Genomic DNA, 21,393 nt, shown 5'->3' with positions numbered 1-21,393 from the left:
ATTCGCGCTCATGCAGTGCTTTTGATCCACGGCTGCCGGTCATTTCACACCATTGCATGCATTAATCTGATACTTTATGTTGATGTAATCGCTGCACGAGCCGTCCATTCGCATGCCGATTCGGACCCACCCACCGTCGAATGCGCAGGTCATGGCTTTTACCGAACCAAGGTCTCCATTTTCCAGGTGGGTCGTGTCCTCGGCCCAGAACCTGAGTCCGGACAACCGGCAGATTCTGCTTGCCAACCTGTTCACGCGAACCGCATCGATCGTTTTCGCGTCGATTTGCGAAATCAGCGTATGCGCAACCGCGTATTATCTTTATCCGATTCCTCTATATGCCGCGTGGGGTATTGCGGTCGTCGCATTGCTGATCGCGCGGCTCACGCTGATCTGGTTATGCCGCACGCGGGCAGCCCTTGGGCTGCCCACGCCGACTTCCGCGTTTATTTTCGCGAGTCTGTTGTGGAGCGCGTTATTCGGGTTTGGCACATTCCTGTGCAATATCAGCGGAAGTCCCACGCTTTTTCTGCTTGGAAACGTCTGTGCGGTCGGTGTGATCGGCGGATTGTCCGGACGCAATGCGGGCACGCCGCGGCTTGCGTTATTGCAGATCGTTTTTATTCTCAGCTTTCTAAGTGTCGGCGCGGCGATGTCGCCGGGCAATGGCAAGCTCGTGCTGCTGTTTCAGGCTCCGTTTTGCGCGGCCGGCTTCTTCACGGTCGCGCTGCGCAGTAATCGCGACACCGTTGCGTTGCTGCTCGCGCGGGAAAACAGTCATCGCCTCGCGCGCCAGGATAGCCTGACCGGTTTGCCGAATCGCGCGCGTATCAACGAGCTGCTGATCGAACGCACCGGCGAGAGTTCGACGCGGCAGGGCGAGGCGTTCGCGGTGCTGCTGATCGACCTCGACGGCTTCAAGGCGATCAACGACAGTCTCGGTCATGCCGCCGGCGACCAGATTCTGCAGGAAGCGGCCTCCCGTTTGCGCGATCTGCTGCCGAGCGGCGACCACGTTGGCCGCCTGGCGGGCGACGAGTTCGTCGCGATTTCGGACGACGCCGGGCAGCTTCGCGACGTGCGCGTGCTGGCCGATCGCATCGTCAGAACGCTGGCTCGGCCGTTCGTGTTGAGCGAAGCGCTCGTGCATATCGGCGCGAGCGTCGGCATCGCGCTCTATCCTGAACATGCGAAAACGGGTCCGCAATTGCTGGTCTGCGCGGACCGCGCGTTGTACGGCGTCAAGCGCAGCGGCAAAAGCGCGTTCGCGATTTTCGATGCCGAGAAGCACGTATCCGACGAAAGCCTGAGCCTGCTGCGCAGCGACCTCGAAGGCGCGCTGAAGTCGTTCAATGGTTTGCGCATGGAGTATCAGCCGATCATCGATCTGCATACCGGCGCGGTAGCGGGCCGCGAGGCGCTGATTCGCTGGGCCCATCCGACGCGCGGCGAGTTGTCGCCGTCCGCGTTCATTCCGACCGCCGAGCGCACCGGCCTGGTCCTCGCGTTGGGTGAATGGGTGCTGCTGCAATCGTGCATGGCGGCGTCGGCGTGGCGCGACAAGGTGATCGTCGCGGTCAATGTATCGCCGGTGCAATTGCGCGAGGAATCGTTCGCATCGACGGTGACGGCAATACTTCGGAAAACGAGGCTGCCGCCGACGCGGCTCAACCTCGAGGTCACGGAAACGGCACTGCTGAACGACGACGAAGTGACTCGCCGCAATATCACCAGATTGCGCGCATTGGGTATCGGGCTGGCGCTCGACGACTTCGGCACCGGCTTTTCGACGATGTCCACGCTCGTGCGCTTCTCGTTCGACAAGCTGAAGATCGACAGTTCGTTCGTCCGCGAGTCCGTGCATCGGCGCGAATCGGCGGCCGTGGTGCGCGGCATCGTCGCGCTGGCGCGCGAGATCGGCATGCCGACCACGGCCGAGGGCATCGAAACCCAGGAGCAGCTCAATTTCGTGCGCGTATGCGGTTGCACGCATGCGCAGGGTTATCTGCTCGGCAAGCCGATGTGCAACGAAGAAATCGAGCAGTGCGAAGCGGTGCTCGACGCGCGTGTCGCCGACAAGGCCGCGCCTGCGGACTTTTGATATCCGTTACCGATGCGATCGAGGTCGTGATGTCGTCTCCCTTGCAATTTCAACTGCGAATCACCGCGTCGATGGAACTCGCCAACTCGCTGCGCGCGGACCCTTCGTGCGCCGCGCATCCAGCGCTACGTGCCATTTTGCAAACGCATCACGCAACGCTCAAATGCCAGTTCGATGCATTCGCGGACTACGTGAGCGAAGCGCAGAGAATGGGCATCGAGAACTACCCGCTTTATCAATGGACACGGCAAACCATCGAGAACCCGGAGAAGAAAGCGAAGTACCTGCAGTCGTTCACGCTCCATGTGAATGGCGACGAAGTGTATGACAAGGACGTCGCCGATGCTCTCGAGGCCGGCTTGTCGAAGCTGATCGACGCGAACGGTATTGTTCGCGTGTCACGGTACGACACGAATCCCGGAAACAATCCGCAGCCGCCCGCGCGCGTGTGAGGCAGCCGCTTAAATTTCAGTCCGAAAGCTTCATGGTCAAGCGGTTTAACATTTGAGGACATGCCGCGAAGTTCGTGAGACGATGCAATTTCACTTATTTTTGTGGGAGCACGACATGGGACTTCTGGACGAAGTGGGCAAGATTGCCGGTGCGGTTGCCGCCGTTGAAGCCGCGGAGAAAGTCGATCCCGAAGCGGGTCTGCTGACCAAAGGCGTGGCCGCTATCGCCGGTTTCGAAGGCGCTGGAAAGCTGGAATCGCTGGTGGAAAAGAAAGAAGAAGAGAAGCAGGACGACGCCGACAACGCTCAGGCCGCGGACGATACAAGCTCCCAGACCTGAACGGACGTCAAGCGGATTGCCGGTTGCATGCGCGCGATCGAATCACGCGCTGCACCGGCAATCTGTTTTTATAGGCCTTTCGATATCGAACCCTCCTTCCGCTATTCGCCCGATCTTTCATCGGGCTGTCATCGCCGTCCGGCTACGATCGTCCGTCACTTTCCGTCCGCGCTCGCCCCGCGGGGCGTTGTTTTGCGCTGGCATTCTTCCACCTGAACAACCATACCGGACATGTCGAACAGAAAAATCGTCAAGACAACGCCTGCCGATGAGCACGGCGCATCGATCGTCTCGCGTCGCGGCTTTCTGAAGTTCGCCGGCGCATCGAGTCTCGCGACGGCGGCGGGCGCGCTCGCATCGACCGCGCGCGGCGCCAATAGCGGCACACCCGATGGCACGCCCGAACAGATCCATCTGACCTGGGGCAGCGACCCGACGAGCGAAATTACCGTGTCGTGGTCGTCGCTCGCGCCCGCGGTCAATCCGCAGGTGCGCATAAGCGGCGCCAATAACGGGGACCACGCGAAACATACGGTGCACGCGGTGCAAAGCACGTACACCGACGGCCTCAACGGCGAGGTCGTATTCAACTATCACGCGCGCGTGCGCGAGTTGAAGGCCGACACGAGCTATCAGTACGAAGTGACGGCCGATAACGACGGCAATGCAGCGCAACCCTTCACCGCGAGTTTTCGTACTGCGCCGCGCGGCCGCGCGCCGTTTCGCTGGACGAGCTACGGCGATCTCGCGACGCCGAATACGAACTGGGTGCTGTCGTCGCCGCAAAGCCGCTTCGCGGTGGCGGCCGTCGAGCGCTTTCAGCCGCTCTTCCATCTGCTGAACGGTGACCTCTGCTATGCGAATCTGAATCCGACGCAGCAGCCCGAGGTGTGGCGCGACTTCGGCAACAACGCGCAGACGTCGGCGTCGAACCGGCCGTGGATGCCGTGTCCCGGCAATCACGAGCTCGAATTCAACAACGGCGAGCAGGGCCTTGCGTCGTATCTGTCGCGCTACGTGCTGCCCGATAATCACACGCGTTTCCCGGGCCGCTGGTACAGCTTCCGCGTCGGCTCGGTGCTGTTCATTTCGCTCGATGCGGACGACGTCGTCTATCAGGATGCCGCCGCTTTCGTCGCCGGGCCCGCGCCGCTGACGCCGGTCGCGAGTACCGGCAATCCGCCGATTCCGGCGGGCACGTCGCTGTACGTGCGCGGCTATAGCAATGGCGAGCAGACACGCTGGCTCGAAAAAGTGCTGCAGCATGCATCGCACGATAACGACGTGGACTGGATCATCGTGCAGATGCATCAGGACGCGCTCAGCTCGTCGAAGACCGGCAATGGTTCCGACAAGGGCATTCGCGAAGCGTGGCTGCCGCTGTTCGATCGCTATGGTGTGGACCTCGTGCTGTGCGGTCACGATCACGACTACGAGCGCAGCTATCCGGTGCGCGGTTGCAATCACAACAAGGGCACCGACATCGCGACGGGGCACCCGGTCGATACGTTGCAGCCCAAGCCGATCATGTCGGCGGTATCGGCGGGTGCGTCGACGTTCGATACGAGCCACGGCACGATCCACCTGATTCTCGGCGGCGGCGGCACGAGCGCGCCGCTCGACGTGTACGGCGTCGATGCCGGCACAGGCCTGCCGCAGGCGCGCATCTTCACGAAGCCGAATCGCCCGGTGCCGTCGACGACCGCGGGCACGTTCGTGCGCGCGAGCGCCGACGCGGTCGAAGACGCGATCTGGTCCGCCCAACGCGACACCGGCACCGGTTACGGCATCGCGGTGTTCGACTACGATCCGGGGCAGCGCGGCGGCGACACCACGATCACGATGAACTACTACCACGCGCCGGGCGCGGATCAGACGCCGACACCGGAATATGATCTGTTCGAGACGATCGAATTGAAGAAGAAGCGGCGCGGGTAGAAGGATAGATTCGATTCACTGATCGGCATTCAATTTTCAGGGGCCGCTCATCACGAGCGGCCCTTGTTTTTTCACGGTCACCGCAAAGAACAATGCCCCATTCATTTTGTTACACGTCTTACCGCCACGGACTGTCGTGGTTACAAAGGCCTTTCGAAAGCCCCGCTATACTCGGCGCCGTCTCACTAAAACAAAGACCCGATATGTCGAAGAAAATCATTCAGATGGTTGCCGTGGCTGCATTGAGCGCCGCGGCGTCGTTGCCGGCACTCGCCGGTGATATGAACAACATGCTCGGTGGCGCGCTCGGTGGCGTCGCTGGCGCGGCAGTCGGCGGCGCGGTGGGCGGCAGCACCGGCGCGGTGATCGGCGGCGCGGTGGGCGGCGGGGCGGGCGGCGCGGTCACGTCGAATCGTCGCGAACGTACCGGCGCGATCATTGGCGGCGCGCTCGGTGGCGGGGCGGGCACCGCGGCCGGCAACGCGATGGGCGGCCGCACCGGCGGCCTGGTCGGCGCCGCGCTCGGCGGCGGCGCGGGTTCGGCGCTCGGCGGCAACATCTCGCGCTCGAACTCGTATGCCAACGACTACTCGCGCGGCTACCAATCGGGCAAGCACCATCACAAGCATCGTCGTTACGACTGAGACGGCTTGACATCGACAGGGCCGGTCCGCGTCTGCATCACAGACGAACGCGGCGGCCCTCGTCCATCACGCATGCAGAACCAGTTTCTGAATACGCCAGTTCAGCAACTCGGCAACGAATAATACGTTTTCCGAAGGACACGCCATCTCGTGAATCCAGCCGAACTGCTTCGGCTGTTTGCCCGCTTTGCCTAGTACGCCGAGCACTTTGCCGTCGAGCGTCATCTTGTAGATGCGGCCCGGAAACGCGTCGGCGCTATAGAGCACCTGATTCGGTCCCGGCGAGATGCAGATCGCCCAGGGCGAGCCCGGCGCGAACGTGCCCGCGGCGAGGTCCGCTTCGCTCGGCATGTTGCCGATCGCGGGGCGCGCGTCCGGCGGCACCGGTACGTCGATCGTGAACTGGCGCAGGAACGTGCCCTCGGTATCGAACACCTGGATGCGCCGGTTGCTGCGATCGGCCACATAAACGTGGTCGTGCGCATCCACCGCGATGCTATGCGGCGTATGGAACTGCCCCGGTCCCGTGCCGCGATCGCCCCATGACTTCAGCCAGTTGCCGTCGCGATCGACCTTCGCGACGCGCGAATTGATGTATCCGTCGCTGATATAGGTGTTGCCCGCCTTGTCCCACGCGACGTCGGTCACCTGGCGAAAGCGTCCGGGTTCGGACGGCAGCGGTGGATTCGGATGCTTGAGCGGCGCCGTCTCCTCGTCCGATGCTTCCTGCTTGCGGCCGAACACCATCGCGACGCGTCCTTCCGGCGTGAACTTGATCACCATGTCCGAGCCCTTGTCGGTGACCCAGATGTTGTCGTGCCGGTCCACCTTCACCGTGTGCGCGAATGACCACGCATACAGGTTGTGGCCGATCTCGCGCACGAAGCGTCCATCGGGCGCGAACTCGAGCAGTTGCGCGGCGGCCGCGCCATATGCGGGGCCGGTGGTGTTGCCGCGCGACAGCACGAAGATATGGCCATGCGAATTGAGCGCGACGCCCGAGCATTCACCGAAGTACCTGTCGTTCGGCAAACGTACGGGGTTGGCAATCGAGTCATAAGCAATCGTGGGCACGGCGGGTGTGTCCGCGGCGAACGCCAGCGGCATGGCGAGTCCGGCGGCGCTACCCGCAAGCAGGCTCATGAAAGTCCGTCGGCTCATCGCCCGGTGGTCGGGACCGCCGCAGCATGCACAAAACGACTCGTATCGCTCGCTCATTCATTGTCTCCTTTGGTCCATCGCTTGAAGTGTGCAAAGGCAAGCCTAGTGCACAAAACGTTTAATGGCTAAATCGTTTTGGCGATGCTGAAAGAGACACTTCCCGTTATGCGCGATCACGTGCTGGTGGTGGCAGATGCTGTCCAAGTCGCGGCGCGCGGCGCGCGGCGGCGCGGTACCGCTCGGCATCGCGAGCCAGCCCGCTTTGCTACTATGTAAGACCGCGACTGCTTAGGTCCGCTTTAGTCCCGCGTTGGTCCATCACACAAGGAGATTCGAATGAGCAAAGGTTATTGGGTGTCGTCGTACCGCAAGACGAACGATCCGCAGAAACTGGCCGCATACGCGCAACTGGCCCCGGCCGCGGTGGCGGCGGCGGGCGGCAAGTTCCTCGTGCGAGGCGTGGCGGACGAGGCGCGCGAGCAGGGCCTCAAGGAGCGCACGGTCGTGATCGAGTTCCCGACGTACGAGGCGGCCGTCGCCGCTTACGAAAGCGAGGAGTACAAGAAGGCGCTGGCCGCATTGGGCGATGGCGTCGAACGCGATCTGCGCATCGTGCGCGGCACCGACTGACGCACGACCCGCAAGCGAACACTGCGCGGCAAGTAAGTGCCGCGCAGTCACTCACTTCACCGCGCCGAGCGCGAGCCCCTTCACCATATAACGCTGCAACCACGCAAACACGATCGAAACCGGCAACGTCGCGCACAAGGTCGCGGCCATCACCAGATGCCATTCGACCACGTACTTGCCCGCGACCATATCGGTCACCTGCACGGTCAGCGTCTTGTTTTCCGGCGAGCGGATCAGCGTATAGACGACCGCGAACTCGTTCCACGCATTGATGAACGTGAAGATGGCGGTCACGACGATCGCCGGCACCGCGAGCGGCAGAAACACCTTGAACACCGCGCGCGTGCGGCTGCAGCCTTCGAGCCACGCGGATTCCTCGAGATCCTGCGGCACGGTCTGAAAGTACGACGACAGCATCCACACCGCGAACGCGATATTGAACGCCGCGTACGACACGATCACGCCGATCCTCGAATCGACCAGGTTGCCGTCGCCCCACGGAATCATCGCCGCGAGCCGGAATAGGCCGACCACCAGCAGGATCGGCGACAGCATCTGCGTGACGAGCAGGAACTGCCGATACAGGCCGCGTCCGCGAAATGGGAAGCGCGCGAGCGCGTAAGCGGCGGGCAGGCACACCGCGAGTGCGAGCGCGGTGGACAGGAAACTGATGATCGTGCTGTTGCGCAGCGCGACGCCGAAGTTGGCCGCGTCCCACATGTCGATGAAATTGCGCCACTGCCACTGCACCGGCAGCCAGCGCGCCGGATAGACGAAGATCTCCGAGGCCGGTTTGACCGCGGTGAAGAACATCACCGCGAACGGAAACAGTATGACGATCACGAGCGGCGTCAGGGCGATCCAGCACCACAGCGAGCGTTTCGTCTTCGCGCTCAGACTCATGATGGCACTCCTTCTTTCGCGCGTTGCAGACGCAGATAAGCGATCGAGAACACGAACAGCATCACGAGCATGATCAGCGAAACGGCGGCCGCTTCGCCGGGCCGTCCGAGCCGGAAGCCGAGTTCGTACAGGTAAGTGACGAGGATGTGCGTGCTGTTGTCGGGGCCGCCTTGCGTCATCACCCAGATGATCGGAAACGAGTTGAACACGTAGATCACGTTCAGCAGGATCGCCATGTTGATGAACGGGCGCAGCAGCGGCATCGTCAATTGACGGAACTGCTGCCAGGCGCTCGCGCCGTCGATACGCGCGGCTTCATAGATATCGCTTGGCACCGAAGACAGGCCGCCAAGAAAAATCGTCACCGTGAACGGAATCGACACCAGAATGCCGACCGCGATTTCGACGGGGAACGCGAACTCGGGCGTCGCGAGCCAGTGAATCGGCCCGCCGATCAGGCCGAGCCGCTGCAGCGTGACATTGACCATGCCGTAGTCGTCGTTGAAGGCCCAGCGCCAGACGACGGCGGTCATCGTCAAAGAGACGGACCACGGCAGCATCACGATCGTGCGCGCCACGCCGCGACCGTGAAAGTCCTGATTCAGAATCAGTGCGACAGGTACCGAGATCAGCACCGTGCCGCCCACCACGCACACGGTCCAGATGATCGTGCGGCGTACCGAATCGAGAAACACCGGGTCCTGAAACACGTTGATGAAGTTCTGCGCGCCGGTGAAGTCGCGGATCGCGCCGAAGCGCGATACCTCATGCAGCGATTGCCACACGATGTTGAAAATCGGATAGCTGATGATGAACAGCGCGAGCACGAGGCTCGGCGCAATCAGCAACCAGGGCGCCTGCGCGCGCGAAGAAACGGAACGGCTCATGCGTGCTCGATCGTAAGACGCGCCCGCTCTCTGGCGGCGGGCACGACGGAATGGGCCGGAGGGTGCATCGTGCTGCATAGGCTCGAATGTGGGAGTGGCGCGGCGCAACGCGCGGCGCGTGAGCTACGGCGCCGCGCGTCCCCTGTTCGTCTCGTTACTGTCAAAAGCCGCGTATCAGTGACCGAGCGACTTGTTCGCCTGCGCAGCGGCCGCATTCAACGCTTCCGCCGGTTGCGCCTTGTTCAGGTAGATCGCCTGCATCGCGTCGGTCACGGCCTTCGCGGTGTCTTCCCAGCCGGTCACGGTCGGCGCGAAGTGAGCCGTGGGCAGCAGCGCGACGAATGCCTTGATGTCCGGATCGTTGAACGCCGGGTCCGCCGCTTCGGCCTTCGTGGTCGGCAGGAAGCCTTCGGTCGTCGTGAACTCGACGCGCGGTTCCTTCGTGAACAGATAGTCGAGGAACTTCCACGCGGTCTTCTTCACCTTCGAGTTCTTGAACATCACGATCGAGTCGGTGACCGCGTAGGTGGCGTGCGTCGTGCCCATCGGCACCGGATCGATGCCGTACTTCAGGTTCGGCGCTTCCTTCTTGAGCTGCTTGGCGAGGAACGGCGCGGAGATCACCATCGCGACGCGGCCCTGCTTGAACAGGTTCTGCACGTCTTCGCGGCTATAGCCGGTGACGCCCGGTTGCGTGAGTCCCTGGTCGATCATCTGCTTGTACATCGTCGCGGCCTTCACGCCCGCCGGCGAATTGAACGCGGCCTTGCCGTCCTTGCCGACCACTTCTCCGCCCATCGTCCACAGCGCGTAGTAAAAGTAGACGTCGGTTTCGATTTCCTTGCCTTGCAGACCGAAGCCGGCGATGCCTTGCGCCTTCAGCTTCTTCGATGCATCGATCACTTCATTCCAGGTCTTCGGGCCGTCGGGGTAGCCGACCTTCGCGAGCAGATCCTTGTTGTAGTACAGCGCGCGCGCGGAAGCGGCGATCGGCAGGCCGTAGGTCTTGCCGTTGATCTGGCCAGGCGCCAGGAACGGACCGATGAAGCGGGCCTTGAAGTTCGCGTCCATATAGCCGTCGAGCGGCTCGGCGACGTCGTCCTTCACGAAGTCGAGCAGCCAGCGCGTGCCGACGATCGCGAGGTCCGCGTTGGCGCCGCCGGAGATGTCCGTTTGCAGCTTCTGTTGCAGCGTGTCCCAGTTCACGTCTTCGATCTTGATGGTCGTGCCGGGATTGGCCTTCTCGAAGTTGCGGGCCATTTTCTCGAAGTACGGCGCGGTCGCGTCGCTGTAGTGAGCGACCGTCACGCGGACCGTCTCGGCATGAGCCGAGGCGGCGATACCTGCAAACGCGAGCGCCACGGCGACTTTGCCTAGCGCGAGGGAAGCACGGGCATGCAACGACATTTTTCTCTCTCCTGTGGGTGGTTTGCTGCCGTCGCCGGCCGCCTTGGGTAAATTGTTTGAAAAAATCCTACATGACGCAAAATAGCTTGTCACGTAGGGTCTGCGATATTTTTTCTCGGGCTGTTTTGTGCATAAGATGCTGTAAAGCATGGGGTATTCTGCACGGCGCGACGGGAGATGGAAACCCACTCTTCGGGATGGCCGGCAGTCGTCGCGGGTGGGATATGTAGGAAATTTACAGCGTTGCGCGTAGCGCGAGCCGGGTTGCGGCCGGCGCCGGCAAGACGGCCGAAACGGCCAGGCCAACGAGCGAGGAACACATGGATCGTGTCGTATTGGTAACGGGCGCATGCGGCGGTATTGGCAGCGTGTTATGCGAGCGCTTCGTCGAGGCGGGTGACACCGTGCTCGCGCTCGACATCGACGCGACCGCGCTGCAATCGTTGAGCGCGCGACTCGGCGCGCAACAGGGCGCGCAACAGGGCGCGGACCGGGTCGTGCCGGTCGCGGTCGATCTCGGCGACGCCGCTGCGGTGCAGCACGCGGTGGCCGCGGCGGTCGCGCAGCGTGGACCGGTCGACGTACTGGTCGCGAACGCGGGCGCGGCGCTCGGCGCGTCGCTCGCGACCACCGACGCCGCAAGCTGGCAGCGCGACATCCATCTGAATCTGAACGGCACGTATCACACGGTGGAGGCGGTGCGCGCGTCGATGATCGAACGGCAGCGCGGCGCGCTCGTGCTGATCGGCTCGGTGAACGGTCTCGCCGCGCTCGGTCATCCGGCATATAGCGCCGCGAAGGCCGGCCTGATCAGCTATACGAAGGCGCTCGCGCTCGAGCTGGGCCGCTTTGGCATTCGCGCGAACATCGTGTGTCCGGGCACTGTGAAGACGCAGGCGTGGCAGGCGCGTGTCGAGAAGAATCCGCAGGTGTTCGAGGAACTGAAGAAGTGGTACCCGTTGCGCGACTTCGCGACGCCCGACGACATCGCCGATGCGGTGCTGTTCCTCGCATCGCCGCAAGCGCGCGTGATCACCGGCGTCGCGTTGCCGGTCGACGGCGGCTTGATGGCGGGCAACCGCCTGATGGCGCAGGAGCTGACGCTCGAGTCGTTCTGAGCCGCGCGCGGGCGCGTGCACTACGGCACCGGCAATACAACATCGGCAATACAACACACAGCAAGACAATGAGGACAGCATGGCAGCAGTGCAACTGAGCGGCATCTTCAAACGCTATGGCGACACCCAGGTCGTGCACGGCATCGATCTCGACATCGACGACGGCGAGTTCGTCGTGCTGGTTGGTCCGTCGGGCTGCGGCAAGAGCACGCTGATGCGGATGGTGGCCGGGCTCGAGGAAATCAGCGGCGGCGATCTGATGATCGGCGGCACGCGCGCGAATACGCTCGCGCCGCAGCAGCGCAACATCTCGATGGTGTTCCAGAGCTACGCGCTGTATCCGCATCTGTCGGTGTATGAAAACATCGCGTTCGGTCCGAGAATCCGCAAGGAATCCTCGGAGAAATTCAAGCCGCGCATCGATGCGGCCGCGAAGATGCTGAACCTCAGTGACTATCTGGACCGCTTGCCGCGCGCATTGTCGGGCGGTCAGCGGCAACGCGTGGCGATGGGCCGCGCGGTGGTGCGCGAGCCGTCGCTGTTCCTGTTCGACGAACCGCTGTCGAATCTCGACGCAAAGCTGCGCGTGCAGATGCGCACCGAAATCAAGGCCCTGCATCAGCGCTTGAAGAACACCGTGATCTACGTCACCCACGACCAGATCGAAGCGATGACGATGGCCGATCGCATCGTCGTGATGAACGCGGGACGTATCGAGCAGATCGGCCGTCCGCTCGAACTCTATGACCGGCCGGCGAATCTGTTCGTCGCGAGCTTCCTCGGCTCGCCCTCGATGAATTTCGCCGAGGGCGTGATCGTCAATCGCACGCAGGGTGCGGGCCTCGCGTTGAAGCTCGCGGACGGCAGCGAGGTCGCGCTCGAACGCACGCCTGCGTCGGCCGTGGTCGGTGCGAAGGCCACGCTCGGCGTGCGGCCCGAGCACGTCGAGATCACGACGCAGATACCGGATGCCGCGCTCGACGTCGAAGTGATCGAGCCAACTGGCGCCGAAACGCACCTGTACGGGAAAATAGGCGGCGCTTCGTGGTGCGTGACCACGCGCGAGCGCTCGAAGATCGAGCCCGGTCAGCGTGTCGCGCTGCGTCTGCCGGCCGAACACATCCATCTGTTCGATACGGAGAGTGGACGCAGGCTGGTCTGAACCGCGTGCGGCTTGAACTTTGATCAGGCCGATTCAAGCCGAACAAGCTGCGAGCGACGCGGATCCATATGAAACAGCCCCTAAGGAACACCGGGTGTCCGCACCGAACTTGATTCCCCACATCCGCAACGCACTCGCGAGTCTGCGGCCCGCCGAGCGCAAGGTCGCCGACATGGTGCTCGCCGACGTCGACTTCGCGATGCGCGCGAGCATCACCGAACTCGCGCAGCGCGCCGAAGTATCCGAGCCTTCCGTCACGCGTTTTTGCCGCGCGATCGGTGCGCACGGTCTGCGCGACTTCAAGATGCAGCTTGCGCAGAGCGTCGCGGGCGGGCTGCCGTATGCATCGACCGCGGTCGCGCGCGACGACGACGTGCAGACCTTGATGGACAAGGTCGGCGAAGCGGCGATCGACGGCATCACGCATGCGCGCGGCGCGCTCGATCCTGCCGTGGTCGAAAGCGCGATCGCGGCGCTTTCGAGCGCCCGGCGCGTGTTTTTCTTCGGCGTGGGCTCAGGCTCGGGGCTCGTCGCGCAGGACGCGGCGCTGCGTTTTTTGCGCATCGACATCGCGGCGGCCGCGTTTACCGATGGTCATTTGCAGCGTCTATACGCGGGTCTGATGGAGCCGGGCGACGTCGCGTTTGCGATCTCGCATTCGGGGCGCAGCGTCGAAGTGAATGAAAGCATCCAGATCGCGAAGGAGCGCGGCGCGACGACGATCGCGCTGACCAACGTCGGCTCGCGACTCGCATGGCTCGTCGATATTCCGCTGCTGCTGCGCGTGGCGAGCCCGATCGATCCGAACACGCCGGGCGTGTCGCGGCTCGTGCATCTGTGCATCATGGATGCGCTCGCGATCGGCGTCGCGCTGAAGGCCGGGCCCGAGACGCTGGAAAAGATGCGCCACGCGAAGGCGCGGCTCATGCCGCATGAGCCGGAAGGGGCGGGCGGGTAAGCCGCGCACATTGCGCGACTTTCGTCGTCGCTCCAGGTAGAATCGGCTCGCAGCGTTCCCGTTTACGTCCGTCCGCCCATGTCCTCCCGTTCCGCCGACACCGCATCGCACGCCCCATCAACGACCACCGCCGAACGTGTGCCGACCCTGCTGCTGGCCGCCGCGCTATCGCTCGGCAGCGCGTCAGCGCTCGGCTTCGCGCGCTTCGCGTACGCGCTGCTGTTGCCGTCGATGAAACTCGACCTCGGCTGGAGCTTCGCGCAGGCCGGCGCGATGAACACCGCCAACGCGCTCGGCTATCTGCTCGGCGCGCTCGTGTTTCCGCGCCTCGCGCGCCGCTGGTCGGCCGGCGCGCTGTTCGCGGCCGGTTGCGTGCTGACCGCGCTGCTGATGGCCGGCAGCGGCCTCACCGCCAGCACGCATGCGCTGCTGACGCTGCGCGTGATCACCGGTGCGAGCAGCGCGGCGATCTTCATCGGCGGCGGCGTGCTTGCGGTGCGGCTCGCGTCGGCGCGACCGCGCGACGCGGGACTCGTGCTCGGTCTGTATTACGGCGGCACCGGCTGGGGGATCGTCGCGTCGTCGGTGCTGGTGCCGGTGGCGATCCTTGATGCCGCCCACGGCTGGCAATTCGCGTGGTTCGCGCTCGCGGCGGCCTGCGCGCTGTTCGCCGCGGTCGCGATCGGCGCGTCGCGCAGGATCGAGCGCGCGTACCCGAGCGCGGCGGCTGCGGCGCATGCAGCCGCCGCCACTCCCGCCCCGGGCTGGCCGCACTTCGCGGCCGCGCTCGCGGGCTACGGACTGTTCGGCGTCGGCTATATCGGCTACATGACGTTCATCGTCGCGCTGCTGCGCAACGCCGGCATGAGCGCGGCGGTCGTCACCGGTTTCTATCTACTGCTCGGCGCGGCGACCGTGGTGTCGGCGCGGATCTGGTCGACGCTGCTCGATCGCATGCGCGGCGGCCAGGCGCTCGCCCTGCTCAACGCGCTGCTGGCGATCGCGACGCTGCTGCCCGCGCTCTTCACGCAGCCGTGGGTCGCGTTCGTTTCGGGCGCGCTGTTCGGCGCCACGTTCCTGTCGGCGGTCACGTCGACGACCGCGTTCGTGCGCCACAATCTGCCCGCGAGCCACTGGGCGAAGGGCATCAGCGCCTTCACGATCGTGTTCGCGTTCGGGCAGATCGTCGGGCCGGTCGTGATCGGCTGGGTGTCGGATGGCGCCGGGCTCGCGCGCGGGCTCGTGTATTCGGCGCTGCTGCTGGCGGCCGGCGCGGTACTCGCGGCGTGTCAGAAGGCGTTGCGCGCGCCGTGAGTCGCCTTGTGCGTGCTTCGTATTCAGCGATACGTCCAGCACCGATGCGCGACGAACGTGAGCGGCGGCACCACGCACACGACTAGCGCGATACCGAGCGCGGGCGGCCCGCCCGCAAGCTGCGTCAGGTGCGCTACGAGTGCGGTCGACGTCAGACCGCCCAGCGACACGACCACGAACCGCCCAGCGTTCAGCAACGCAGGCAGCGCAGAAAAACTCCAGAACGTGTTCAAAAGATAAGAGGCCGCCGTCGCCCAGGTGAACGCGATCGCGTTGGCCCACGGCGGCGACATGCCGGCGTCCGCGATCAGCGTCAGCGCAATGCATACATGCAGGCCGGTCGCAATGACGCCGCTCGCGCCAAAGCGCATCAGCCTGACCCGTTCGACCGGCATCATCGCGACGCTCCCTCGCGCTTGCGCAGGATCGCGAACAGCGATACGCCATAAGGCAGCGGCGCATGCGCGAGCCAGTGGCGCTCGGCGCTGAAGATGCGGTACAGCGCCGCGTTGAGCAGCCACGGCGGAATCGCGTCGCCGCTGGAATGCTTGCGACGCAGCAGCCGGTCGGCCCAGCGCGCGGCCACCGCGACCGGATACAGCAGCGTGTTGAAATAGCTGATGCGTTCGACTTCGTAGCCGGCCACGGCCGCGCAGCGCATCAGCGAGCCGCGGCTATAGCGGCGGTAGTGGTGCAGGAAAACATCGTGAGCACTCCAGAGACTTTGTCCGGCTGGCACCGTCACGATGATGCGGCCTCCCGGCGTCAGCAGGTCGCGCATGCGCGCGAGCGAGCCGGCGTCGTCGGCGATGTGTTCGAGGCAGTCGAAGAAACAGATCAGGTCGAAGCGTTCGCCGTTGAATGGCACTTCGTCGGGGCAGTGGCCCGCGCGGATGTCGAACTGGTTGCCGGTCTTGCGCGCGCTCAGCGCCCGAGCGGTCGGGTCCATCTCGAGGCCGCTGACGGCGCCGAAGCCGGCCAGCATGTCGAGGTTGCCGCCGGTGCCGGAGCCCACTTCGAGCACGCTTGCGCGACGCGGTAACGCGAGCCGTTCGAGCAGCGTGCGCAGCACGTCGCGCCGCGCGCGAAACCACCAGTGCCCAGCTTCGGTCTCGGCCATTTCCAGGTAGGCATCGGGAGACATGGTGGACTCCTCCGCTTTCAGTGGCCGACTACGCGAAACCGCGGCGCGGCACGCCTGCGTGTCAGTTCGACGCGCGCCACGTGCGCCGCGCGCGCATCCTGACGCACGCCCGGCAACATGCTGACCTTGCTCTTCTCCTGATAGCGACGCCGCACCAGATAAACGGGCCGTTCCTTCGACTCGTGGTAAATGCGGCCGACGTATTCGCCGATCACGCCGATGCCGATCAGCTCGATGCCGCCCATGAACAGCATCACCGAGATCGTGGACGCGTAACCGGGCACCGGATTGCCCGACCACAGCGTGCGGCCGATGACGAACCCGCCGTAGACGAACGCGAGTGTCGCGATCGACAGTCCGATATAAGTCCAGCTGCGCAACGGTACCGTGCTGAAGCTCGTGATGCCTTCGAGGGCGAAGTTCCACAGCCGCCAGCCGGAGAACTTCGAGTGACCGGCGCTGCGCGGCTCGCGTTCGTATTCGACGATCACGGTGCGGTAGCCGACCCACGCGAACAGGCCTTTCATGAAGCGACGGCGCTCCGGCAGGCTGCGCAGCGCGTTGACGACCTGCCGATCGATCAGCCTGAAGTCGCCGACATTCTCCGGCAGCTTCACTTCGGACAGCGCGTTGTGCACGCGATAGTAGAGCGCGGCCGCCGTGCGTTTGGCGAACGTATCGCACAGGCGGTTCGTGCGTTTGGCCGCAACCACTTCGGCGCCCGCGAGCCAATGCTCGACCATCACCGGGATCAGGCTCGGCGGGTCCTGCAGGTCCGCGTCGATCGGAATCACCGCATCGCCGAACGCTTCGTCGATGCCGGCGGTCAGCGCCGCTTCCTTGCCGAAGTTGCGCGTCAGGTCGATCACGCGAATGCGCCGGTCGCGGCCGCTTTGCGCGATCAGCCGATCGAGCGTCGCGTCGCTGCTGCCATCGTTGATGCAGACGATCTCGAAGCGCGTGCCGTCGATCGATTCCAGCACCGGCACGACCGCCGCGAAGAAGCGTTCCACCGCGTCCTGCTCGTTGTAGAACGGCACGACGAGTGAGATTAGTGGCGTGGTTGTATGAGTTGGCATGACGCTTCCCCGTTTATCGAATGATTTGAACCGCGTGCGAATAGGCGAGGGTGGTGCGCTCGCCGCGTTCTTCGTCCCCCACGCGCACGCGGCGCACGACCATCAGCAGCATCAGCAGCAGAACGATCGGGCCGATCTGCGGCAACTCGGCCGTGCGGTTGAAAAATTCATAGGCTGGCAGCAGCCACGCGAGCGCAATCACACTCTGCTCGCCGCGCAGCCAGCCTTCGCCGATGCCGAGCGCGGTCAGGCAGGCCGTCGCGATGCCGAGCCACGCCAGTTCGTAGTGCCACACGTAGGGGTTCGTCAGCAGCGTGGCGACGACGAGACTCGCCGCGCGCAGCCGCGTGTCGCGCGTGTTTCGCCACACCTGCCATGCGGCTGCCGCGGCGATGAACCCGACGCAGGCCTGGGCCGCAAAGGCCGCGGCGATCGGCGCACCGCCCTCGCGCAGCACCGCGAACGCTGTCGGCGACGCGAGCCAGTAACCGCGGCATTGCTCGAGCAGCGTCTCACGCGCAATGCCGGCGTTGAGGAAGAAGAGCCGCACCGATTGCACGCCGCATATCAGCACGCTGAACGCGCCGAACAGCGCCGCGCTGAACGCGGCGGCCGCCAGCGTGCGCCATGCGCGTGCGGCAATCAGCACGAGCGGAAACAGCACGGCCATCTGCGGCTTGATCGCGAGCAGACCGAGGCACAGCCCCGCGCGTACCGGATGCCGGCGCAGCCAATGCAGCGTGAGCGCGGCGATGCCGGCGGTCAGCAGCGAGTTCTGGCCGAAGATGGCTGGCACGAACACGCACGGCGAGGCCGCGACGACGAACCATGCGAAGCGCGAGCCCCTGAAGCTGTCGGCAAGGCCCGACACGCGCAGCGTGCCCGCGCTGAGCAGCACGATGCCGCCGCCGACGAACACGAAGTACATGACGAGCTGCGGTAACAGCGCGAGCGGCGCGATCAGCACGAGGAACGTGGGCGGATAAAGCCAGGGCATCACGCTGTCGTGGCTCACGTTCGTGAATAGCGCGCGCTGTAGCTTGTCGAACGACGCGTGGTCATAGATCTGCATGGCCGAACCGTGCAGCAGTCCATACGAGGCCGACCAGAAAATTGAAAAATCCTCACCGGGACGCGTGAGCCGCGGGTCGGTGAAGCCGTGGCTCGCATAGGCCCACAACGCGATGATCCCCACGTACAGCACGCACATCCCACAGCAGTAGAAGACGATGCGCTCGGGCGTAAGCCAGCCGTGAATCTCGCTGTCGCCGCTGCGCATGCGTAGTTGTGATGCGTACATGATCCCCGCCCCCCGCGTGATCCGGATCGGGTCTATCGACCCGCCGTTCGTTCTGTTTATAGATTCCGTCTTGTATGTGTCGGCGCGTGACATCGAATTAAAAACCGTGTCGTTGCGCTGAACCGGTCAGCTCATTGTTGGCGGAAATTGATGCGACTTTCAAGCTCGCGTTTTCCTGGCCGCGCGCCGCGCACTGCCGACTCCGCCAAAAAGCGGGCCAAACGGCCAGCTTTGTGTGCGCCAACGCACCAAGCCGTCTCGCCGATGAGGCGCTTTGGACCGGCGCGCCCTTCGGGAACAGCGATTTTTCGATGGAATTTCTTTTTTACCGGAGTAGGGAAAGTCCTGGGAAAAAAATGCCGAGCCTTGCCCGGCGGGGCATTACGCGATCCGCGAAGTGTTCGGCGGGTCAGGCAAAACGTTGCGCATTCGGACATTTCGGACGCGAATAGGGCGCGAGGCTGGGGGCCAGTCGGCTCGAACCCGCGTCGTTACGCTGTTTTCGCAAAGCTGGTCCCGTCCTTGCAATAGGGAGTGCGCGGAAGTCGACGACACGATGCTGCGGACCTGAACAGGCAGCACACCATGGCGAGAGAGAGCCAACGTCGACTGACTAGCGGGTGCCGGCCTCGAGCCGACGCCAAGAAAAAAATCACGAAAGACGGGGGATGTATGCACAACAAGATCACGCGACTGCGCGGCGATACCAGGCCCGTGTGCGGCGCACATCGTGCGGCCATGCTGCGCCAGCGGCACGCGGCCGCGATGCTGCGGCTCGCCCGGCAGCTGCCGCTTCACTTTCCCCGTTTCCTCCAGTTCGTGTCGCCCAGCGTTGCGACCATGCAGATCAAACACCGCGCGACGCTGATCGGGCGGCGAAACCAGCCAGCAGCTTCCCGCAGTTCCCTGCAGTACCCGCAGTCCCATCGCCCACGCCAATCCTGGTAACGGGTTCCATTAGTTAGTCTTCCAGAGGAGTCGAATCATGAAGAACATCATCGCTGCCGCAGCCCGTTTCGTTCGTGACGAAGACGGCGTGACCGCCATCGAATATGGGCTGCTCGCCGGCCTGATCTCGCTGTTGATCATCAGCGGCGCGACATTGCTCGGCACGCATCTGCAGACGATTTTCAACAACCTCGCGGCCTCGGTCTGAGTCCTCGAGTCGACGGACGAACCTCGCGATTCGTCCGTCCCCTTCCCACTGGAAAAAGGAGGTCTGTCATGAAGAACCTGATTGCTCGCGCAGCACGTTTCATTCACGACGAGGACGGTGTGACCGCCATCGAATACGGCCTGCTCGCCGGCCTGATTGCACTGCTGATCATCGGCGGCGCGACCACGCTCGGCACCAACCTCAGCACGATCTTCAACAATCTCGCGGCCTCGGTCTGACGCGGCTCAATCATCCTTGACGAGGTCATCATGACGCTGCCACCTCTGCCGCCACATCCTGTACCGCTGTGCGTGATCGTGCTGGTGATCGTGGCCGCGAGCACGGACATGAGCGCGCGGCGCATTCCGAATCGCCTGATCTCACTCGGACTCGCCGTCGCGCTTGCCGTGCAGATGTCGATTCACGGGCCGCTCGCCGGCGCGCTCGACTGGTTGATCGGCGCGGCGTGCGGCCTCGCTTTGCTGTTGCCGTTCTATCTGCTGGGCGGCATGGCCGCCGGCGACGTGAAGCTGCTGATGATGATCGGCGCGTGGGTCGGACCCGCGCTGACCTGGCGGATCGCGCTCGCCACTTTTCTGCTCGGCGGGCTCTGGTCTCTGCTGATCGTGCTGCGCCGCGGCCGCTTCGCGCGCGTGCTCGCGAATCTGCGGCAACTGATCGGCGGCCTCGTCGTCGCGCCGCTCGGACAGCCAAACCTGATCGATGCGCGGTCCGAATCAGTCGGGTCGATTCCCTACGGCGTCGCGATCGCGGCCGGAACCCTCGGAATGCTGTTCGCGGCCGCGCTATAGCCGGACGTTTCCACTGAACGATGCGGGAGTGTTGCCATGAAAAACAGTCGGGCTTTAGTGATGCTGACGATCGCCGTGCTGGCGGGCCTCGCGGCCGTGAGTTTCGCGTCGCGCTGGCTGCTGCAGACGTCGTCGGGCGCGGTGACGTCGGTTGCGGTGGCGTCGTCGGAAATCAGCCTCGGCCAGCCGCTGAACCAGAACCTGATCCACCTGGTCAGTTGGCCGACTTCGAGCGTGCCGCCCGGTGCGTTCGCCGACGGCAAGGCGCTTGAAGGGCGCGTGCTGCTGACGAGTCTCGCGCCCGGCGAGCCGGTGCTCGAATCGAAGCTCGCGCCGCAGGGCACGAAAGGTGGCTTGTCAGCGGTGATTGGTGAAGGCAATCGCGCGATCACCGTGCGCGTGAACGACGTGGTCGGCGTCGCGGGCTTCGCGCTGCCGGGCAACTACGTCGACGTGATCGTCAATACGCAGCAGACGAACAAGACCGACACGCCGCAAAGCATCTCGAAGATCGTGCTCGAAAAGATCCTCGTGCTAGCGGTCGCGCAGCAGGTCAGCCGCGATGACACCGCGCCGAAAGTGGTCAACGCGGTGACGCTCGAGGTGACGCCCGAGCAGGCCGAAAAGCTCGACCTCGCGCGCAGCGTCGGCACCCTGTCGCTGGTGCTGCGCAATCAGGTGGACAAGCAGACCCCGAGCACCGGCGGCGCGACCAAGCTGACCTTGCTCGACGTGCCGGCTTCGGCGCCGGCGGCGCCCGATGTGCATCCGGTGCGCACGCACTATGCGGCGCGTCCGGCGCCCAGGCGCGATTGCGTCGGCGTGCTGTCGGGGGTGACGGGCAGCGTCGAATGTTTCTAGCGCGGTCGCGGCGCGCGGGTTTGCGC

23 protein-coding genes are annotated in these 21,393 nt (G+C 64.3%); 15 read left to right on the top strand and 8 right to left on the bottom strand.

The annotated features are described in order from the left end of the window. Positions 1-151 precede the first annotated feature (151 nt). The 5 genes from F6X37_RS05945 (at position 152) to F6X37_RS05925 (ending at position 5,475) form a co-directional block, all read left to right on the top strand. Positions 152-2,101: a putative bifunctional diguanylate cyclase/phosphodiesterase gene (locus F6X37_RS05945; RefSeq protein WP_187610642.1), complete on the top strand. Its 1,950-nt coding sequence runs from the start codon at positions 152-154 to the stop codon at positions 2,099-2,101. A gap of 29 nt (positions 2,102-2,130) precedes the next feature. Further along, positions 2,131-2,553, top strand: a complete 423-nt coding sequence (locus tag F6X37_RS05940) for a hypothetical protein (protein ID WP_184061546.1) — start codon at positions 2,131-2,133, stop codon at positions 2,551-2,553. 115 nt (positions 2,554-2,668) lie between these two features. Continuing rightward, entirely contained in the window at positions 2,669-2,893 is a 225-nt protein-coding gene (locus F6X37_RS05935) for a hypothetical protein (RefSeq protein ID WP_184072767.1), read from the top strand. 231 nt (positions 2,894-3,124) lie between these two features. Further along, on the top strand, positions 3,125-4,831 hold the full coding sequence (locus tag F6X37_RS05930; protein ID WP_187610641.1) for a fibronectin type III domain-containing protein: 1,707 nt from the start codon (positions 3,125-3,127) through the stop codon (positions 4,829-4,831). A 203-nt stretch (positions 4,832-5,034) separates the two neighbouring features. Continuing rightward, a complete protein-coding gene (locus F6X37_RS05925; RefSeq protein WP_184040128.1) occupies positions 5,035-5,475 on the top strand; it encodes a hypothetical protein in 441 nt (146 codons plus the stop codon). 66 nt (positions 5,476-5,541) lie between these two features. On the opposite strand, the gene F6X37_RS05920 is transcribed toward F6X37_RS05925, so the two are convergent. After that, the gene (locus F6X37_RS05920; protein ID WP_187610640.1) at positions 5,542-6,693 is read right to left on the bottom strand and encodes a peptidyl-alpha-hydroxyglycine alpha-amidating lyase family protein; all 1,152 of its coding nucleotides are present in this window, start codon (positions 6,691-6,693) and stop codon (positions 5,542-5,544) included. A gap of 279 nt (positions 6,694-6,972) precedes the next feature. Between F6X37_RS05920 and F6X37_RS05915 the strand changes: the two genes are divergently transcribed. Continuing rightward, entirely contained in the window at positions 6,973-7,266 is a 294-nt protein-coding gene (locus tag F6X37_RS05915; RefSeq protein WP_018423759.1) for a DUF1330 domain-containing protein, read from the top strand. Positions 7,267-7,317: 51 nt separating this feature from the next. Here F6X37_RS05915 and F6X37_RS05910 read toward each other — a convergent pair whose 3' ends face one another. The 3 genes from F6X37_RS05910 to F6X37_RS05900 form a co-directional block, all read right to left on the bottom strand. Further along, on the bottom strand, positions 7,318-8,169 hold the full coding sequence (locus F6X37_RS05910; RefSeq protein WP_090807642.1) for a carbohydrate ABC transporter permease: 852 nt from the start codon (positions 8,167-8,169) through the stop codon (positions 7,318-7,320). Next, positions 8,166-9,056, bottom strand: a complete 891-nt coding sequence (locus F6X37_RS05905) for a carbohydrate ABC transporter permease (protein ID WP_090807639.1) — start codon at positions 9,054-9,056, stop codon at positions 8,166-8,168. The genes F6X37_RS05910 and F6X37_RS05905 overlap by 4 nt, the downstream gene beginning before the upstream one ends. 174 nt (positions 9,057-9,230) lie before the next feature. Beyond that, entirely contained in the window at positions 9,231-10,463 is a 1,233-nt protein-coding gene (locus F6X37_RS05900) for an ABC transporter substrate-binding protein (protein ID WP_187610639.1), read from the bottom strand. Between the two features lie 320 nt (positions 10,464-10,783). Here F6X37_RS05900 and F6X37_RS05895 point away from each other — a divergent pair, with 320 nt between their 5' ends. From F6X37_RS05895 to F6X37_RS05880, 4 genes are all read left to right on the top strand, one after another. Beyond that, entirely contained in the window at positions 10,784-11,581 is a 798-nt protein-coding gene (locus F6X37_RS05895) for an SDR family oxidoreductase (RefSeq protein ID WP_187610638.1), read from the top strand. 79 nt (positions 11,582-11,660) lie between these two features. Next, on the top strand, positions 11,661-12,743 hold the full coding sequence (locus F6X37_RS05890) for an ABC transporter ATP-binding protein (RefSeq protein ID WP_184072779.1): 1,083 nt from the start codon (positions 11,661-11,663) through the stop codon (positions 12,741-12,743). Positions 12,744-12,837: 94 nt separating this feature from the next. Next, positions 12,838-13,701, top strand: a complete 864-nt coding sequence (locus F6X37_RS05885) for a MurR/RpiR family transcriptional regulator (RefSeq protein WP_187610637.1) — start codon at positions 12,838-12,840, stop codon at positions 13,699-13,701. A 78-nt stretch (positions 13,702-13,779) separates the two neighbouring features. Continuing rightward, positions 13,780-15,015: a YbfB/YjiJ family MFS transporter gene (locus F6X37_RS05880; RefSeq protein WP_187610636.1), complete on the top strand. Its 1,236-nt coding sequence runs from the start codon at positions 13,780-13,782 to the stop codon at positions 15,013-15,015. A gap of 23 nt (positions 15,016-15,038) precedes the next feature. On the opposite strand, the gene F6X37_RS05875 is transcribed toward F6X37_RS05880, so the two are convergent. Genes F6X37_RS05875 through F6X37_RS05860 form a run of 4 tightly spaced genes read right to left on the bottom strand, consistent with a single transcriptional unit; the run spans position 15,039 to position 18,538 of the window. Continuing rightward, the gene (locus tag F6X37_RS05875; protein WP_184061561.1) at positions 15,039-15,413 is read right to left on the bottom strand and encodes a GtrA family protein; all 375 of its coding nucleotides are present in this window, start codon (positions 15,411-15,413) and stop codon (positions 15,039-15,041) included. Further along, positions 15,410-16,159: a class I SAM-dependent methyltransferase gene (locus F6X37_RS05870; protein ID WP_187610635.1), complete on the bottom strand. Its 750-nt coding sequence runs from the start codon at positions 16,157-16,159 to the stop codon at positions 15,410-15,412. Before F6X37_RS05870 ends, F6X37_RS05875 begins: the two co-directional genes overlap by 4 nt. Positions 16,160-16,176: 17 nt before the next feature. Beyond that, on the bottom strand, positions 16,177-17,238 hold the full coding sequence (locus F6X37_RS05865) for a glycosyltransferase family 2 protein (protein ID WP_187610634.1): 1,062 nt from the start codon (positions 17,236-17,238) through the stop codon (positions 16,177-16,179). A 13-nt stretch (positions 17,239-17,251) separates the two neighbouring features. Beyond that, entirely contained in the window at positions 17,252-18,538 is a 1,287-nt protein-coding gene (locus tag F6X37_RS05860) for a glycosyltransferase family 87 protein (RefSeq protein ID WP_262419814.1), read from the bottom strand. A gap of 672 nt (positions 18,539-19,210) precedes the next feature. On the opposite strand from F6X37_RS05860, the gene F6X37_RS05855 reads away from it, so the two are divergent. The 5 genes from F6X37_RS05855 to cpaB all read left to right on the top strand — a co-directional run bounded on the left by F6X37_RS05855 (position 19,211) and on the right by cpaB (position 21,367). After that, entirely contained in the window at positions 19,211-19,486 is a 276-nt protein-coding gene (locus F6X37_RS05855) for a hypothetical protein (RefSeq protein ID WP_187610633.1), read from the top strand. A 37-nt stretch (positions 19,487-19,523) separates the two neighbouring features. Further along, positions 19,524-19,694 carry a Flp family type IVb pilin gene (locus F6X37_RS05850; protein ID WP_184046198.1) on the top strand — a complete coding sequence of 57 codons (171 nt, stop codon included), beginning with the start codon at positions 19,524-19,526 and terminating at the stop codon, positions 19,692-19,694. A 68-nt stretch (positions 19,695-19,762) separates the two neighbouring features. Next, positions 19,763-19,933 (top strand): Flp family type IVb pilin, encoded by a 171-nt coding sequence (locus F6X37_RS05845; RefSeq protein ID WP_184061566.1) that lies wholly within the window; start codon positions 19,763-19,765, stop codon positions 19,931-19,933. A gap of 30 nt (positions 19,934-19,963) precedes the next feature. Next, entirely contained in the window at positions 19,964-20,506 is a 543-nt protein-coding gene (locus F6X37_RS05840; RefSeq protein WP_187610632.1) for a prepilin peptidase, read from the top strand. 36 nt (positions 20,507-20,542) lie between these two features. Continuing rightward, a complete protein-coding gene (gene cpaB, locus F6X37_RS05835; protein WP_187610631.1) occupies positions 20,543-21,367 on the top strand; it encodes a Flp pilus assembly protein CpaB in 825 nt (274 codons plus the stop codon). Positions 21,368-21,393: the final 26 nt, after the last annotated feature.

Origin of the sequence: Paraburkholderia sp. 31.1 (assembly GCF_014397645.1) — a bacterium.
GTDB lineage: Bacteria > Pseudomonadota > Gammaproteobacteria > Burkholderiales > Burkholderiaceae > Paraburkholderia > Paraburkholderia tuberum.
The sequence above is the reverse complement of the archived record's forward strand: the minus strand, read 5'-3'. Positions and strand labels throughout refer to the sequence as shown.